This is a genomic window from Bradyrhizobium sp. USDA 336, from assembly GCF_044908355.1.
Lineage (GTDB): Bacteria > Pseudomonadota > Alphaproteobacteria > Rhizobiales > Xanthobacteraceae > Bradyrhizobium > Bradyrhizobium yuanmingense.
Map to the genome: position 1 here is coordinate 1,164,492 of NZ_JBIYDC010000002.1, position 16,656 is coordinate 1,181,147.

Sequence of the window (16,656 nt, forward strand, 5' to 3'; positions counted from 1 at the left end):
AGGGTGTCGGCGAGACATCAGGTCAACGGTCGGACCGTTCTCTTTCGCGGTCCGGCAGAAGAAACGAGTTTTCTTCGTTCGGTGCGGTTCTCCTCAAACGGGCTCCGCAATTTCACGACAGGCCTTCGGGCCAAAGTGGAATCTGGTCCTGACGTGTTCGCCGACGCCCTCGTTCCCTTGAAGCCGGGGCATTGCCGGCATTCCTCTCCCTCACATCGTTGATTTGACCGCGTCGCGTCCGAGCGCGCTTCTGTCATGCCGGCTTGATCGCTTGGCTTGGAGAGGCAAGGCGGCCTGTGGCGTGATCGCGCGCCGTTTCGCCCTGCGGTGTCGCCGCCCGGCTCCGACGGGCCGATCCAGCACGCGCGGCTTGTCGTGGAACGATTGCGGCGGCTGGATACTGGATCACCCGCCTGCCGCCTTCGCCGAACTTGGACGGCCCGAGACCGAATGCCCAGGCGAAGCCGGGGCGCGGATGACGACAAGAAAAGCAGCCACATGACCTGCGCCACCGCGCGCGATGGTTATCGATGTCCTGAAATCCCAGAGTAAACCGAATCTGACGAATGACAGAAGCGCCTGCGAATCAAGGACTTCTTGAATTCTCGGCAGAGGAGGCGCCCGCCCGCGTTTACGTCTGCTTCATCGCGATGCTTAAACTGCCATTCAAATTTGCCCGCCATCATCGCCTCCAACAAGCCGGCAAACGGCGATGGGGAAGAGTTGAACAGTGCACGATCCCGGGACGGGCCATGCACATCAGAGGTTGGACGGGAGCCGCGCTCGGGGGACGAGGCGGCATAAGAACAAAGGGGATGCGTGATGTTTCAGGGTACTTTCGATCTGGAGACGGCGACGCCGGTCGATGCGAGCGCGCTGTCGGACGTGCTGTTCGAGCGCGGGATCTATTGGGCGAGCGGCCGCTCCGGCATCGTCGATCTCGTCGCCGCGCACAAATGGTTCAATCTCGCCGCGCTGAAGGGCCGTAAGGACGCCGTGGTGCTGCGCCAGGAAATCGCCGGCCAGATGTCGGACGCCGAGATCTCCGCCGCGCAGCGTGAGGCGAGAGCCTGGGTCTGCGCGCACTGAGCGTCACGTCGCTTGGGAACCGGACCTTGACCGTGCGGCGCCATCGCGCCGCGGCGGCTTCATAGTAAGGTTTGCACGGCAAACGAGGCCGGCGCTTCGCCGGCGCGATGCCTGCGCCAGATTTCGTCGAATGCCTTTTCGATATCCCGCGTCATGCGGACAGTATCGAAAAGCGGCCAAGTGGTCCGGCGCGCCGCCAGCTTGCTCCTGAGCGCGACGCGAAGCTCGGAATCGTGCGCGATCCGAAGCGCCAAAGCCTCATATTCCTCCAGCGATCGCGTCACCAGCTCGGGAAGGCCTACGGCGTTCAGGAGACTGGCTGCAACGCGTCCGGCGAAGGCGGTCCCAATGCACGTCAGGACCGGCAGGCCAGCCCAGAGGGCGTCGCTGGCCCCGGTGTGGGCGTTGTAGGGCAATGTGTCCAGGAACAGATCGGCGACCTGGTGGCGCGCCAAATGCTCGTCAGCTGGGACGCGCGGAGCGAACACGATTCTCTCGGCGGCAATCCCCCGCGCAACGGCTTCGCGCTTCAGATTCTCCGTGGCGACCGGGTCACCATCCAGCAGCCAAAGGACGCTTCCGGGGGTCTTGTCGAGCAGCCGCATCCAGACGCCGAACAATGGCGGCGTGATCTTGGGGCTTCTGTTGAACGCGCAGTAGACGAACGCATCGTCCGCCAGTCCGAGCTGGCTCCGACTCGGTGGATTTGAGGGGAGCGGTCGCTTCGCGTCGGTCGCCTGGTAGCTATTGGGAAGATAGATCACCTTCTCGGCGTAATAAGGCTGCTCTGCTTCGGGGATGACGATCCGGTCGGCCATGAGATAGTCGACATAGGGGGCGCCCATCGTGCCGGGAAAGCCGAGATAGCTCACCTGGATAGGAGCCGGCCGGCGCGCAATGATTTTCGGCCGTGCACCGGCGGTGAAGCCGCCGAGATCGACGAGAACCTCGATCTCGAGCTGGCCGATCAGCTTGACGACGTCCTCGTCGGCGAGATCGCTGACATCTTCAAAACGTTCGAATGCGGCCCTCAGGCGGTTGCGCATCTGGCTGTCGTCGTCGGGCCCGCAGGAGATGGCGGTGACGTCGAAGCGCTCGCGGTCGTGGGCCTCGAAGATTCCGGCCATCAAATACGCGGTGGCATGACCGCGAAAATCGGCCGACATGTACGCGACCCGGAGCCGGGACGCTGGACTCGGCATTGCGGGTCTGGCGGCAACCCCGTCGGGGGTCACCTTGGCGACATAGGCTTTCGCGCAGGTCAATTGGCGTGCAGGCGATGAGGAGACATGAAAGAAGGCGAAGGGGTCGATCGGCACGCCCGCCTCGACAGCCTCGTCCATGGCGGCCTGTTCACGTTCGAAACTGCTCCAGTCGGCGCGCTTCCGCTTGAAAGCTACCAGGTTGCTCAGCGCAAACGGGAACGTCTTATCAAGTGCGACCGTTCGTTCCAGAGCCACGATCGCTTGGTCGTCTCGCCCCAGCTGGCCAAGAACCTCAGATAACGCGAAATGGTTCTGTGGGTCGCCCGGTGCAAGCTCGATGGCGCGGCCGTAGCTGTCACGCGCTTCCTCGAGTCGGCCAAGCTGGTGCAACGCGCTGCCTCGGTTGGCGAACGCGGCGCTCGACGGTGCGATCGCAATGGCGCGATCAAACTCGGCTATGGCGTCGCGAAGCTGCTGCCGTGCAATGAGGATCGCTCCGCGATTGAGATGCGCGTCCGCGAAGTTCGGAGCCAGGGCGATTACTTTCGCAAGCCAGGCGAGCGCATCGTCCGGCTTGTTCAGCGCGCGCAGCACGTTGGCATAGTTGAAAAGAACGTCGGGATTGCCGGGGTCGACACGTGCAGCCTTCTTCAGCAAAGGCTCGGCGTCCGCAAAATGGCCGCGCTGGGCGTGCAACAGCCCCAGCATATGGAGCGCGACGGCATGCGTTCTGCTCCCCTTCAGGATGGTCGTGTAGGCCCGTTCCGCTTCCGACAGATTGCCCGAACGGTGCGCCGCAATTGCCTGGTCCAGAATAGCTGACGGATGGATTGAGGAGGGGGCCGAGGCTCCCTTGTTGCGGCCTTGTTGCGACATGCGATGGGTTTCTCGACCCGACGTAGGGGGGTCTGTGCTCGGGCGAAATGGTGCAAAAACTCTAGTCACCTTTGCCCGCGAGAACAACGGCCGCGCCGCCTGCGCTTGTTTCGCACGGGCAGGCCCGGTGCCGTGAAGTTTCTCCGTCACACCGCCGCCTGGAATCCGACGGCATGAGCAACCAGGCTACGAATAGACGATGGCTGCCGATTCAGATCGCTCCCGACGAGTGCGACCTGGAGCTCGGGCGTCTGCACCAAACAGGAATTGTGCCATGGTCCTTTCCATGCCGGCGCAAGAGCGGCATCTGGCTCAATGTCTGGGCCGACGAGGCCGTGCTGATAGCGCCCTCGCATTGGCGGGTCTGGCGATCCGGCATTTTGGGTGGGGGCTCACATATATAAGGAGCGCGCGAATCGGGGGGCTCGCCGCCCTCATCCTTCTGCGGAACTTTCGTGCCGGCGTCGCCCTTCGCCTTCCGCTGGACGCGCGCAGAGACCTTGATTCTGCTTCCGGGATTCTGGGGTGGCGGAGAGGGAGGGATTCGAACCCTCGATACAGCTTGAGACCGTATGACGCTTTAGCAAAGCGTTGCCTTCAGCCACTCGGCCACCTCTCCGGTGCGAGCCTTATGCATCTATTTGCTCGGGCTGGTCAATTTGGAAGCGCGTGTTTTCGCTCGAATATTCCCAGTGATTTGCGAAACGAGACGGGTTTGCGCTCGAACGAGGGCATGGCGCTGAATTTGCGAGGAAATTCAAAGGTGCAAAGAAAGGACGAGCACCTCCAGATCCTGCTTCGCCGAGCTGTCCGGCCCGGTCGTCCCGCCCCGCAACCTCCATATCTCCATATAGAGAGGGATAGAGCGCGCGACCCGGGCGGCCGAGGCATTGCAGGGACCTGCTTCGTCAGATTGCGGCGGGGAGGCAGGTCGATGCCTGCCCATTGAGTCTCCTTCTGATTCCACGATTCGAGCGCCTCAAAGCTGGCTCAAGCCGAGCTCTCGCGCGCGGCGCCTCATGTGCGGAACTTTGATGGCATTTGGAACCGCTCCGAAAACCTCAATGTAAACAACGCGTTATGAGAGCGGTTTGATCACATCTCCGTGTTATTTGTGCAACACCCGTTGGAAAACACGCTGCAACGGCCCGTTTCGGAGCGTTCTCTTGTTGTGTGTGCAAGGACGTTCGGTAATTGTGACTGAGCGACGGAGGGGGGCATCCCGAGGTCGTCCCGTTTAGGTCATTCGCTTAAGTCCCTCGCGTTCATGCGGGTGTGTCCGAAGACGCGAAGGGGCCGAAAGCGGTGATTTAGAGGGGGTTGGGGAATTGGCCGTCCGGTCAGTGACCTTCCCTGAAGAGCAACTTGGAGGTTTAACATGAAGTTGGTTAAGAGCCTTTTGCTCGGCTCAGCGGCGGGTCTGATCGCCGTGGGCGGAGCTCAGGCAGCCGATCTCCCCGTGAAGGCCAAGGCGGTCGAGTACGTGAAGATCTGCTCCCTGTACGGTGCTGGATTCTACTACATTCCGGGCACCGACACCTGCATCAAGTTCGGCGGCTATCTGCGTGCCGACATGCTGTTTAACACGAACAGCGACTACGGCATTGGCCAGGGCGCTCCCGGCGGCGCCAACAACCGTCTGGACAACTACTACCAGACCCGCGCTCGTTTGGACTTCACCATCGATACCCGCACGGCAACCGAGTACGGCGTGGTCCGCACCTACGCCGATACGGTTTTCAGCTGGGATGCCACGTCGGTGACCGGCAGCGCCCCATCTGCCTTCTCGGTCGGTTCGGCTTCGCTCGGCCTCTACCATGCGTTCATCCAGTTCGCTGGTTTCACCTTCGGCCGCACCGTCTCGATCTTCGACGCACCGTGGCAGAGCTATCCGGCTGGCGGTCCCGACTTCCTTCCGGGCGGCAGCAACAACGTCACCGGTGTGAACCAAGTCGCCTACACGGCTGATTTCGGCCAGGGCATCACGGGTTCGGTCGCGTTGCAGGATATGACGACCGCCGCTGGCGGCCAGTCGAACCTTTGGAACGCAAGCGTGACGGGCGTTGCGGGTGCAGTTGGTGGCTTCGCCACGACCGCAGCTGCGGGCGCTGCCTTCATCCAGGGCATCTACGGTGTCAACGATTGGGGTGGCACGCGCATGCCCGACATCGTCGGTCAGGTTCGTGTCGATCAGGCCTGGGGTCTGTTCCAGATCTCGGCGGCGGCGCACGAACTCCATTCGGCTTATTACGGTACGACGGAGCCCACTGGTCATCCGTCGGACAAGTGGGGCTGGGCGGTTCAGGGTGCGTTGTCGATCAAGAACATCCCGACCGGTGCGGGCGACTCGATCAACTTGCAGGCGGTCTACACCGACGGTGCTTCGCGGTACAACTTCCAGAGCCTGTTCCCGCAGACCATCTTCATCTACGGCGGCAGCGGCATTGCCTATCAGAGCGTCGGCTTCGCCGGTATTGCTGATGGCGTGTTTGGTTCCGGTACCGGGATCGAGACCGTCAAGACCTGGGGCTTCCGCGGTGGTTATACCCACAACTGGTCCCCGAACTGGTCGTCGGGCATCTACGGTGCTTATGCATCGCTCCGCTATGGCGATGCGAGCAAGGCTCTGATCTGCGCCAACTTCGCTGCTGCTCTGGCCCCCGTCGCTGGCTCGACCTGTAACCCCGACTTCAACCTCGCGGTTGTCGGTGGCAACTTGGTCTGGACTCCGGTCAAGGGTCTCGCCTTCACGGCTGACGTGAGCTACGTCTGGCTCGACCAGAAGCACTCTGGCGTCGTCACGGGCGCCAACACGGCCAACCTGGCTGTTGCCAAGCCCGCAGCGACCTACGAGCTGAAGGATCAGGGTAACCTCCAGATGCTCCTGCGCGCTCAGCGCAACTTCTAAGATCGACCCTAGGTTGATCGAAGAACCCCGGCAGGAAACTGCCGGGGTTTTTCTTTGCGGGTCATGAAGCGGGCACCTAAAAGGCAGATCGTTCGAGACCGCGGTAAGGGAGCTTCTGACCATGACCATTTCGACGAGCTGGGGACGGATGCTGAGCGTGCTGGCCGTGACATCAATGGTCGCCGGGGTTACGGCCGTGTTCGCACCGGCAGCTGCCGAACCCTTGAACCCCAATTATCCGGTGTGCCTCCAGCAATGGGAGTGGGGCGGCAGCAACCGGATCTACTGCAGCTACCGGTCCTGGGAAGATTGCAAGGCTTCTGCGATGGGATTGCCCGCGATGTGCCTTGCGAACCCATATTGGTCCCAGCCGACTTCGGCCCGCCCGGTCCGCCCGCCTCACGGCCGGTCCGCCCCCGACAGGATGTGGTGAGAATCGGATCCCGTGCTTGAGGCGCTTCGCATTCACGGGCGAGCGGCGCCCTCGACGAGAGCGATCAGGTCACTATGTTGGACCTTACACTCCTTGAAGGCATAGGTCGGGTTGAGACCGCAGGCGTCGATTGTGCCCGACGTGGCCGCCATGCACTGGCTGCAAGTGGAAAACTGGCAGTTGAGGTATAAGCTAACGGAGCGTGGGAACGAAACGCTTGTTCCAACTCTATGTCAGATCGCTGGTGCCGTTGACGAATCCTGCCGAGCCCTGCCCAGCAACCAGGCTCTGATTCTATCGGGCCATCGACGGCCGTTACTGCACGCTGACGGCGCCGCGGCGCAGATCGGCTTCGATCTGCAAGCGGGTGCCGCCGCCGAAACGGGCGCGGTAGACTTGAAGGTTCTCCATGATCCGCTGCACATAGTTGCGCGTCTCGGAGAACGGAATCAGCTCGACCCAGTCGACCGCGTCGACCTTGGGGTCGCGCGGATCGCCGTAACGCTCGACCCACTTCTTCACGCTGCCGCGGCCGGCATTGTAGGCGGCGAACGTCATGATGTAGGAGCCGCGATAATCCTCGAGCAGTCCGCCGAGCTCGGCCGAGCCGAGCGTGGCGTTGTAGACGGAGTCGTTCTTCAGCCGCCCCAGGTCGTAGGTTGCGCCGTGGCGCTTGCAGACGTAGCGGGCGGCATCCGGCGTCACCTGCATCAGCCCGTAGGCCTGCGCCGGCGAGACCACCGACGGGTTGAACGCGCTCTCCTGCCGCGCAATCGCATAGATGATGCTGCGTTCGACCTCGGGGCCGATCGGCGTGAACTGAGGAATGCCGTTGACGGGGTAGGCGTAGAAGTCGAACGGCAGGCCGCGGTTGAGCGCGGCCTTGCCGAGCAGCAGCATGCCGCGCGCGTCGCTGTAGCGCTGGGTGAGCTCGCCGAGGCCGGCGAGCGCCTCGGGATCGCCGTTCTCGCCCATGTCGGCGAGCAGCGGTATCGCGAACTCGCGCTCGTCCAGCTCGTAGAGCAGTTGCGCGGCGCGCACGATCTCGAGCCGCTCGGCGCCGCGACCGCGCGGCTGGCTGTTGAGCTCGATCTGCGGCAGGCCGAGCTTTGCGCGCGCGAGCTGGCCGTAATAGCTGGTCGATTGCTCGGCCGCCCGCGCATAGGCATTGCGTGCCTCCTGCTGGCGGCCCATCGCCTCGGCAGCGCGGCCCTGCCAATAGCCGGCACGCGCCAGCGCGGTCGGATTGACGCTGCCGACCCCGATGCGGGCGAAATGCTGCGCGGCTGTCGCGGGATCGTTGAGGAATCGCAGTGCGATCCAGCCGGCGGTGAACTCCTGCTCGGTCTTGTAGATGTCGCGCGAGGGCAGGGCGGCGTCGCGCGCGATCAGATAGGCGCTGCGGAATTCCTCGGTGTCGATCATCTTGCGCGCCAGGAGGCGCCGCTCGATCCACCATTCATCGAGATTGTGGAGGCGACCCGGATCCTTCGGCGCGGACAGCATCAGCTGGGCGGCTTCAGTGAACTTCTCCTCGCGGCGCAGCAGCTGGATCTTGCTGAAGATGAAGCCGGGATCGCCGTGCAGCTCGCGCGGCACGGCATCGAGCAGCGCCCGTGCGTTCGGCGCTTTCTTGACCGCGGCGATGCGGGCCTTGGCGAGCGCGACATAGCCGGCGCCGAGACGCTTGGCGGCGCGTAGCGCCGCCTCGTTCTCGCTGCCGTAGAGCAGGTTTTCCATCCGCGCTTTCTGGTCGCCCGGCGTGAGCAGGGCGCCGAACTGATCGAGCGCGTTGTTCTCGGTGTCCTCCGACATCGGATCGGCGCGCCAGGCGTCGCGCACCAGCCGCTCGGCATTGGCGCGGTCGCCGCGCGCCAGCATCGCCCTGGCGAGCGTGAAGCGGCCCTTGGCGGAGATTGGCGACTCGTTCTCGAACCACGACCACGCGACCGACTCGTCGCGCCTGTCGTCCCACATCGCGGCCTCGAGGCGCCGGCGCAGGAAGGTCTGCGACGGCCAGCTCGGATTGGCTGAGAGGAAGGCGCGATAGCGTTCCACGGTCGCGCCGTTGTCCTCGCTGCGCAGGATGATCCATTCGGCGAGCTTTCGCGCGACCGGATCGGAGATGCCGGCCGCGGCATTGGTGGCGTCGGCGGCCTTGCGCTTGCGCACGAGCTCGATGACGCTCTCCAGGGTGTCCTTGTCAGCCTGCGACGTCGATGACGTCGCAGCGACGGCGGCCGGGATGACCGGCTTGCGCGGCGCTGCATGCTGGCGGGTTGCAGGCGCCAGTATGGGAGCTGCGGCCGGTCTGGCCGGGGCCGGCGCAGTCGGTTTGACGGTGGCAGTCACGGCCGGGGCGGGGGTTGACTTGGGCGGAGCGCCGCCCGCGGTCGGCGCTGCCTTTGGCGCGGAAGGAGGTGCCGTGGCAACGGGAGCGGTGGCCGCAGGCTTGGGTTTGTCTTTGGGCTTGTCCTTCGCCGGTTCCTTGCTGGCGTTCTTGCCGGCGTCCGGCTTCTTCGCGGCGTCCTTGGCGGGGGTGCCAGGCGTACCCTTGCCTGCGGCCTTCGCGGCGTCCTTGCCGGTTCCCTTGGCCGTATCCTTCGCCGTTTCCTTGGTTGATCCTTTGGCCGGGCCATTCGCGGCGTCCTTGGCTGCTGGCTTGGCGGGATCCTTGGTCTCCGCGGCCGTCTCGTTGGACTTGGCGAACGCGGCGCAGTCCATCGACAGCCCGGCCATCAGGCACAATGCCATACCCAGGGATCGCCACGCGGCAGATGCAAAGGAGGTCACGGCGTTTCGTTGCCCCGAATCAGTGAAGTGGCTCAAGACCTAGCTGAATTTGCTTGAATATGCGGAGAAAATACCAACAGCCGCTTACCTCGGGCGGATTTGCACCAGCACCGCGGCAAAATCGCGGCCTAAACCCAGCCTCGCACCGCCCCCGGGTCTTTTACCGGCCGGATAGACCCGATATGAAGGGGGCTTGCTCAAGAGATCGCCGCGTACGGAGGAAGTCCATGGCAGCCAAGACGAAATTCCGAGGGTCGTTCACCGCCTTGGTCACCCCGTTCAAGAACGGCTCGCTCGACGAGGCGGCGTTCCGCTCCTTGGTCAACTGGCAGATCTCCGAGGGCACCAACGGCCTCGTTCCGGTCGGCACCACCGGCGAGAGCCCGACGCTCAGCCATGACGAGCACAAGAAGGTCGTGGAATGGTGCATCGCTGAAGCCAAGGGCCGCGTGCCCGTCATCGCCGGGGCCGGCTCCAACTCGACCAAGGAGGCGATCGAGCTATCCCAGCACGCGGAAAAGGCGGGCGCAGACGCTGTGCTGATCGTCACGCCCTATTACAACAAGCCGACGCAAGAAGGCATGTACCAGCACTTCAAGGCGATCAACGATGCGATCGGCATTCCGATCATCATCTACAACATCCCGCCGCGCTCGGTGATCGACATGTCGGTCGACACGATGAAGCGGCTGTGGGAGCTGAAGAACATCGCCGGGGTCAAGGACGCCACCGCCAGCATGGTACGCGTGTCGCAGCAGCGTGCGGCGATGGGCGAGGACTTCAACCAGCTCTCGGGCGAGGACGCCACCATCATCGGCTACATGGCTCATGGCGGCCATGGCTGCATCTCGGTGACCTCGAACGTCGCGCCGCGCCTGTGCTCGGAGTTCCACGCCGCCTGGCAGAAGGGCGACACCAAGGCGGCGCTCGCGATCCACGACAAGCTGATGCCGCTGCACAACAACCTCTTCATCGAGAGCAATCCGGCGCCGATCAAGTACGCGATGTCGCTGCTCGGCAAGCTGGACGAGACGCTGCGGCTGCCGATGGTTCCGGTGTCCGAGCCGACGCGGGTTGCCGTGCGCAGCGCGATGGTTCACGCCGGCCTGGTCAACTGACGCATGAGACGTTCGGGGAGCCTTTCATGAGCGTGGAGGAAAAGGGCGCGCGGATGCTCAAGGAGTTCCGCGAGTTCGCCATGAAGGGCAACGTCGTCGATCTCGCAGTCGGCGTCATCATCGGCGCGGCCTTCGGCGGCATCGTCACCTCGCTGGTGGGTGACGTCATCATGCCGATCGTCGGCGCCGTCACCGGTGGCCTCGACTTCTCGAACTACTTCATCCCCTTGTCGAAGGCGGTCACCGCCACCAACTTGGCGGATGCCAAAAAGCAAGGCGCCGTCCTTGCTTACGGCAGCTTCCTGACGCTGACGATCAACTTCATCATCGTCGCTTTCGTGCTGTTCCTGGTGATCCGCGCCATGAACACCTTGAAGCGCAGGGAGGAGGCGGCACCCGCTGCTCCGCCCAAGCCGACGGCCGAGGTCGAGTTGCTGACCGAGATCCGCGATCTCCTCAAGAAGTGACGCGCCCACTTCATCCGAACTGTTAGAATCCGAGCGCATCTCGATCAGGTTTGCCCGTCATGGCCGATAAGAACGAACGTCCGATCAAGGTGATGGCGGAAAATCGCAAGGCGCGTTTCAACTACGCCATCGAGGACACGATCGAGGCGGGCATTGCGCTGACCGGCACCGAGGTCAAGTCGATCCGCAACGGCAAGAGCACGATCGCGGAATCATATGCCGATTCCAAGAACGGCGAGATCTGGCTGATCAACGCCACCATTCCCGAATATCTCCAAGGCAACCGCTTCAACCATGAGCCGAAGCGGCCGCGAAAGCTGCTGCTCCACCGCCGCCAGATCAACAAGCTGATCGGCGCGGTCGACCGCGAGGGCATGACGCTGATCCCGCTCAAGCTTTACTTCAACGAGCGCGGCCGGGCCAAGCTGCAGCTGGCGATTGCGAAGGGCAAGAAGCTGCACGACAAGCGCGAGTCCGAGAAGAAGCGCGACTGGAGCCGGGAGAAGGGCCGGCTGCTGCGGGCGAGGGGATGACGAGATGAATCAACGGAACCTGCTCGAGGTCGACTGGAGCCAGATTCCCGCGCCTTCCGACGATGGCGCCGCCGCGCATCTCGAAGGCATGACGTTGCCGCCGATCGGCCTGCTCGCGACCGACGACACATCGGTCACCCTGTCGGCGCTGCGCGGCCGCACCGTGGTGTTCGCCTATCCCCGCACCGGCGAGCCCGGCAAGATCGCGCTGGTCGACGATTGGGACATGATCCCCGGAGCGCGCGGCTGCACGCCCCAGACCTGCGCCTTTCGCGATCTCTACGCCGAGCTGAAGGCCGCCGGCGCCGCGCACGTATTCGGTCTCTCGACCCAGAGCAACGACTATCAGATCGAGATGGCCTCGCGCCTGCATCTGCCGTTCCCGGTGCTCTCGGACGAGAAGCTGGCGCTGACGCGCGCCTTGAACTTGCCGACCATGGAGGTCGCGGGCTTGACGCTGATCAAGCGCCTCGCGCTTGTTATCGACGACGCCAGGATTACGCACGTGTTCTATCCGGTGTTTCCACCCGACCGGAACGCCGGCGACGTGCTGGCCTGGCTCAAGGCGAATCCCGTCAATAAAGCGCGATGCGATTAGGGTGAATCGTCATCGGGCTTTAGCTTATTGTTTGAGCATGATCTTTTCGGAAAACCGCTACGCACTTTTCCGGATCATGCTCTAGCTAATCGAGATCCGCCTTCACCTTCGCGAACACGGATCTGAACATGTCTGGCGTCAGCACGCCGGTGTTCGTGTTGTAGCGGGAGCAGTGATAGCTGTCGTAGAGCCTGAACGCGCCGGCCTGATGCACCGCGCCGTGGCCGAAGGGGGCTTGCGAGGCCTTCAAATTCAGCGGCTTGAGCACGCTGTCGTGCGCAATTCGCCCGAGCGCGACGATCGCGCGCAGCTTCGGCATCGTCGCCAGATTGGCCACGAGAAACGGGCGGCAGGTGTTGATCTCGATCGGCAACGGCTTGTTCTGCGGCGGCACGCAATGCACGGCATTGGCGATCCGGCAGTCGACGAGTTTCAGGCCGTCGTCGGGACGCGCCTGATAGGTGCCCCGGGCAAAGCCGTATTCGATCAGCGTGGCATAGAGCAGGTCGCCGGCATAATCGCCCGTGAACGGCCGCCCCGTGCGGTTGGCGCCCTGCATTCCCGGGGCGAGGCCCACGATCAGGAGGCGGGCCTTGATGTCGCCGAAGGGCGCAACCGGCGCATTGTGCCACGAGGGCTCGCGCGCGCGGTTCGCCTGGCGGAAGGCGACCAGGCGCGGACAGAGCGGGCAGTCACGGTCGGGAACGATTGTGAGAGGCTGGCGGCTTGACCGGGCCGCCTCACTCCTCGAAGTCGTCATCGCCCCTCGGCGCCGTCGTGGTCGCGCGCTGGAGGAATTGCGGGGCGTGGTGGCGTTCACCACGCTCGCCGCGGTCACGCGGGGCGGGGCGCTCGGACGGATCGCGGCCGAGCTTGGATTGCAGCTCGACGAGGTCGGTGAAGACGTCGGCCTGGCGGCGCAGCTCGTCGGCGATCATCGGCGGCTGGCTGGCGATGGTGGAGACCACCGTGACCCGCACGCCGCGGCGCTGGACGGCCTCGACCAGGGAGCGGAAGTCGCCGTCACCCGAGAACAGCACCATCTGGTCGATGTGCTCGGCGAGCTCCATGGCGTCGACGGCGAGCTCGATGTCCATGTTGCCCTTCACCTTGCGGCGGCCGGAGGCGTCGATGAATTCCTTGGTCGCCTTGGTGACGACCGTGTAGCCGTTGTAATCCAGCCAGTCGATCAGCGGGCGGATCGAGGAGTATTCCTGGTCTTCGATGATGGCGGTGTAATAGAACGCCCGCAATAACGTCCCGCGGCTCTGAAACTCCTTCAGCAGGCGCTTGTAGTCGATGTCGAAGCCGAGGGTTTTCGCCGTCGCGTAGAGATTGGCCCCGTCGATGAAGAGCGCGATCTTGTTGGTAGAAGAAGGTGACATTCAGTTTGCTCGCGTAGCGTTCGTGATTGATCGTTTTTTGTTGGCGCGGCGACAACAGGCCGCGCAGTTCTAGAGTGCCGCAGAAACCCGTCGAAACCGCAAATCCGGAGAAGTCGGGGCAATCAAGGTATAGTTATGGCGGACTTGCATACACCCCGGGGCCGCCCCCAACGGCAGCCCGGAAAACCACCCGTCCCAGCCCCAATGTGGGGGTAGCAGAGCGGTTTGGCGAGGCCAAATCACAAAATGGTCTTGCGAAACCGTCCCGCCCCCTATAACTAGCCCCAATCATCCACATATTTCGTCCCACCCACAACGGAGCGACAGTCCATGGCTCGCGTCACCGTAGAAGATTGTATCGACAAGGTCGACAACCGGTTTGACTTGGTCCTGCTGGCCGCCCACCGTGCCCGCATGATCTCGTCCGGTTCACAACTAACGGTTGACCGCGATAACGACAAGAACCCTGTTGTGTCTTTGCGTGAAATTGCCGAGACGACGATCTCGCCGGAGGACCTCCGCGAGGAGCTGGTCCACTCGCTGCAGAAGTTCGTCGAGGTGGACGAGCCCGAGCCGGATACGGTGCCGCTGATCGGTTCCGCGGGGGCAAGCGTCGATGCCGACGACACCGAGGTCGCCGTGGAGCGCATGACCGAAGAGGAGCTGCTGAAGGGCCTGGAAGGCCTCGCGCCTCCCGAGGAGCAGCCCGAGGAAGACGAGTAATTCCTCCGTCGCGATCATCTTCTTCTTGTGATCATATCAAAGGCCCGAACGATTGTTCGGGCCTTTGCTTTTGTTGACCTTTTCGTGGTTACCATAGCGCGGCGGTCGGCGCTTGGCCCTGTCACTGAATTGATCGGACACGAGCGCGATCGGAGTTAGGATATATGCAACGGGCCGGCTCAAGCCCGTTTGAAGGCAGGACGGCATGGTATATCGGCGCCGCAGATCCACGCAGATGCAGGCCGCAACCGAATCGGTTGCCGTGGCCCCGACTGCGCCGGTCGCGCGCCCCGCCAGGCCTCGCGCCCGGATGATGCGTCAATATGACCTCGTCGAGCGCGTCAGGTCCTACAATCCCAACACCAACGAAGACCTGCTGAACCGTGCCTACGTCTATGCCATGAAGGCCCACGGCTCGCAGACCCGCGCCTCGGGCGATCCGTATTTCTCGCACCCGCTCGAGGTGGCGGCGATTCTCACCGACCTCAAGCTCGACGACGCCACCATCGTGGCGGCGCTGCTGCACGACACGATCGAGGACACCGAGGCGACGCGGGCCGAGATCGACCAGATCTTCGGACCTGAAATTGGCGCGCTGGTCGAGGGGCTGACCAAGCTGAAGCGGCTCGAGCTGGTCTCGCGCGAGGCCAAGCAGGCCGAGAACCTGCGCAAATTGTTGCTGGCCATTGCCGACGATGTCCGCGTGCTTCTGGTCAAGCTCGCCGACCGCCTGCACAACATGCGCACGCTGGACTTCGTGCCGACGGAATCGCGCCGGCGCATCGCCGAGGAGACGCTCGACATCTACGCGCCGCTGGCGGGGCGCATGGGCATGCAGGAAATGCGCGAGGAGCTGGAGGATCTGTCCTTCCGCACCCTCGATCCCGAAGCCTATTCGGTGGTGATGCAGCGGCTCGACGCGCTGGCTGAGCGCAACCGCAACCTGATCGGCGAGATCGAGGACCAGCTCTCCAACAATCTGCGTCACCGGGGCTTGGGGGCGCGGGTCTATGGCCGGCGCAAGAAGCCGTTCTCGATCTGGACCAAGATGGAGCGCAAGTCGGTCGGCTTCGAGCAATTGTCCGACATCTTCGGCTTCCGCCTCGTCGTCAGCGACGTCGAGGCCTGCTATCGCGCGCTCGGGATCGTCCACACCACCTGGCCGGTCGTGCCCGGACGCTTCAAGGACTATATCTCGACGCCGAAGCAGAACGACTATCGCTCGATCCACACCACGGTGATCGGCCCCGGCAACCAGCGCGTCGAGCTGCAGATCCGCACCGAGGCGATGGACCAGATCGCCGAGCGCGGCATCGCCGCGCACGTCTTCTACAAGGAGGGCGTGGGTTCGCCGACCGAATTCCTCAAGCGCGAGTCCAACGCGTTCGCCTGGCTGCGCCACACCATCGGCATCCTCTCGGAAAGCGCGAACCCGGAGGAATTCCTCGAGCACACCAAGCTCGAGCTGTTCCACGACCAGGTGTTCTGCTTCACCCCGAAGGGCAAGCTGATCGCGCTGCCGCGCCATGCCAACGTGATCGACTTCGCCTATGCGGTGCATACCGACGTCGGCAACAGCGCGGTGGGCTGCAAGATCAACGGCAAGTTCGCGCCGCTGTCCTCGGAGCTTCAGAACGGCGACGAGGTCGAGGTGCTGACCTCGGAGGCGCAGTCCGCGCCGCCGTCGGCCTGGGAAACGCTCGCCGTCACCGGCAAGGCGCGCGCCGCGATCCGCCGCGCCACGCGCACCGCGGTACGCGATCAATATGTCGGGCTCGGCCGGCGCATCGTCGAGCGCCTGTTCGAGCGCGCCAAGATTGAATACGCCGACGACAAGCTCAAGGGCGCGCTGCCGCGGCTCGCGCGCACCTCGATCGAGGACGTCATGGCGGCGGTCGGGCGCGGCGAGATCAAGGCCTCCCACGTCGCGCGCGCGATGTACCCCGACTATAAGGAGGAACGCATCGCGCGCTACGGCGTCAAGAAGGGGCTTGCGGCCAAGCTCAAGGAGAAGGGGGTCTCCGAGCCAGCGCGCAGCCCGGTCGCGATCCCGATCCGCGGCATCAATTCCGACCTTCCGGTGAAGTTCGCGCCGAACGGAGGCGCCGTCCCCGGCGATCGCATTGTCGGCATCGTCACGCCGGGCGAGGGCATCACGATCTATCCGATCCAGGCGCCGGCCCTGAAGGATTTCGAGGAGGAGCCGGAGCGCTGGCTCGACGTCCGCTGGGACATTGAGGATTCCGCGCCGCAGCGCTTCCCGGCCCGCATCAAGGTCGAGAACGTCAACGAGCCCGGCGCGCTGGCGCAGATCGCGACCGTGATCGCCGAGCACGACGGCAACATCGACAATATCAGCATGCAGCGCCGCTCGCCCGATTTCACGGAGACGACGATCGATCTCGAAGTCTACGACTTGAAGCACCTCAGCGCGATCCTGGCCCAGCTGCGCGCGAAGGCGGTCGTCGCCAAAGTCGAACGTGTTAATGGATAGGCGCATCTCGCATGCGCCGCTCCCTCTGATTTCG

13 protein-coding genes, 1 tRNA gene and 1 pseudogene are annotated in these 16,656 nt (G+C 63.8%); 9 read left to right on the forward strand and 6 right to left on the reverse strand.

The features are described from left to right. Positions 1 to 822 precede the first annotated feature (822 nt). Positions 823 to 1,089, forward strand: coding sequence for a hypothetical protein (locus ABIA45_RS06395; protein WP_157287348.1), 267 nt, complete (start codon positions 823 to 825; stop codon positions 1,087 to 1,089). 59 nt (positions 1,090 to 1,148) lie between these two features. Here the strand turns inward: ABIA45_RS06395 and ABIA45_RS06400 are convergent, their stop codons facing one another. Together ABIA45_RS06400 and ABIA45_RS06405 are read right to left on the reverse strand one after the other, a co-directional pair. Further along, entirely contained in the window at positions 1,149 to 3,320 is a 2,172-nt protein-coding gene (locus tag ABIA45_RS06400) for a tetratricopeptide repeat protein (protein ID WP_404651417.1), read from the reverse strand. Between the two features lie 376 nt (positions 3,321 to 3,696). Next, positions 3,697 to 3,789, reverse strand: a tRNA-Ser gene (locus ABIA45_RS06405). A 759-nt stretch (positions 3,790 to 4,548) separates the two neighbouring features. Between ABIA45_RS06405 and ABIA45_RS06410 the strand changes: the two genes are divergently transcribed. Beyond that, positions 4,549 to 6,078 carry a porin gene (locus tag ABIA45_RS06410; RefSeq protein WP_271538105.1) on the forward strand — a complete coding sequence of 510 codons (1,530 nt, stop codon included), beginning with the start codon at positions 4,549 to 4,551 and terminating at the stop codon, positions 6,076 to 6,078. 121 nt (positions 6,079 to 6,199) lie between these two features. Continuing rightward, the gene (locus ABIA45_RS06415; protein ID WP_157287352.1) at positions 6,200 to 6,511 is read left to right on the forward strand and encodes a DUF3551 domain-containing protein; all 312 of its coding nucleotides are present in this window, start codon (positions 6,200 to 6,202) and stop codon (positions 6,509 to 6,511) included. Between the two features lie 32 nt (positions 6,512 to 6,543). Here ABIA45_RS06415 and ABIA45_RS06420 read toward each other — a convergent pair. Both ABIA45_RS06420 and ABIA45_RS06425 read right to left on the reverse strand, forming a co-directional pair. Beyond that, positions 6,544 to 6,690 (reverse strand): annotated as a pseudogene (locus ABIA45_RS06420) (DUF3551 domain-containing protein); the annotation flags it as partial. A gap of 136 nt (positions 6,691 to 6,826) precedes the next feature. Next, complete coding sequence (locus tag ABIA45_RS06425) at positions 6,827 to 9,250, reverse strand: lytic transglycosylase domain-containing protein (RefSeq protein ID WP_404651419.1); 2,424 nt, start codon at positions 9,248 to 9,250, stop codon at positions 6,827 to 6,829. A gap of 281 nt (positions 9,251 to 9,531) precedes the next feature. Between ABIA45_RS06425 and dapA the strand changes: the two genes are divergently transcribed. The 4 genes from dapA to ABIA45_RS06445 are packed head-to-tail and all read left to right on the forward strand — an operon-like array spanning position 9,532 to position 12,020. After that, the gene (gene dapA / locus ABIA45_RS06430) at positions 9,532 to 10,422 is read left to right on the forward strand and encodes a 4-hydroxy-tetrahydrodipicolinate synthase (protein ID WP_036015047.1); all 891 of its coding nucleotides are present in this window, start codon (positions 9,532 to 9,534) and stop codon (positions 10,420 to 10,422) included. Positions 10,423 to 10,475: 53 nt separating this feature from the next. Beyond that, complete coding sequence (mscL, locus tag ABIA45_RS06435; RefSeq protein ID WP_157287375.1) at positions 10,476 to 10,889, forward strand: large conductance mechanosensitive channel protein MscL; 414 nt, start codon at positions 10,476 to 10,478, stop codon at positions 10,887 to 10,889. A 59-nt stretch (positions 10,890 to 10,948) separates the two neighbouring features. After that, positions 10,949 to 11,422: an SsrA-binding protein SmpB gene (gene smpB, locus ABIA45_RS06440; protein ID WP_128265290.1), complete on the forward strand. Its 474-nt coding sequence runs from the start codon at positions 10,949 to 10,951 to the stop codon at positions 11,420 to 11,422. Between the two features lie 4 nt (positions 11,423 to 11,426). Further along, entirely contained in the window at positions 11,427 to 12,020 is a 594-nt protein-coding gene (locus ABIA45_RS06445; protein WP_036025520.1) for a peroxiredoxin, read from the forward strand. Positions 12,021 to 12,105: 85 nt separating this feature from the next. On the opposite strand, the gene ABIA45_RS06450 is transcribed toward ABIA45_RS06445, so the two are convergent. Next, positions 12,106 to 12,780 carry a uracil-DNA glycosylase gene (locus ABIA45_RS06450; RefSeq protein WP_404651421.1) on the reverse strand — a complete coding sequence of 225 codons (675 nt, stop codon included), beginning with the start codon at positions 12,778 to 12,780 and terminating at the stop codon, positions 12,106 to 12,108. Continuing rightward, positions 12,761 to 13,405: an NYN domain-containing protein gene (locus tag ABIA45_RS06455; protein WP_157287358.1), complete on the reverse strand. Its 645-nt coding sequence runs from the start codon at positions 13,403 to 13,405 to the stop codon at positions 12,761 to 12,763. The genes ABIA45_RS06450 and ABIA45_RS06455 overlap by 20 nt, the downstream gene beginning before the upstream one ends. Positions 13,406 to 13,735: 330 nt before the next feature. Between ABIA45_RS06455 and rpoZ the strand changes: the two genes are divergently transcribed. Then, a complete protein-coding gene (gene rpoZ / locus ABIA45_RS06460) occupies positions 13,736 to 14,128 on the forward strand; it encodes a DNA-directed RNA polymerase subunit omega (RefSeq protein WP_007603391.1) in 393 nt (130 codons plus the stop codon). Between the two features lie 205 nt (positions 14,129 to 14,333). Further along, on the forward strand, positions 14,334 to 16,622 hold the full coding sequence (locus ABIA45_RS06465) for a bifunctional (p)ppGpp synthetase/guanosine-3',5'-bis(diphosphate) 3'-pyrophosphohydrolase (protein WP_271538102.1): 2,289 nt from the start codon (positions 14,334 to 14,336) through the stop codon (positions 16,620 to 16,622). Positions 16,623 to 16,656: the final 34 nt, after the last annotated feature.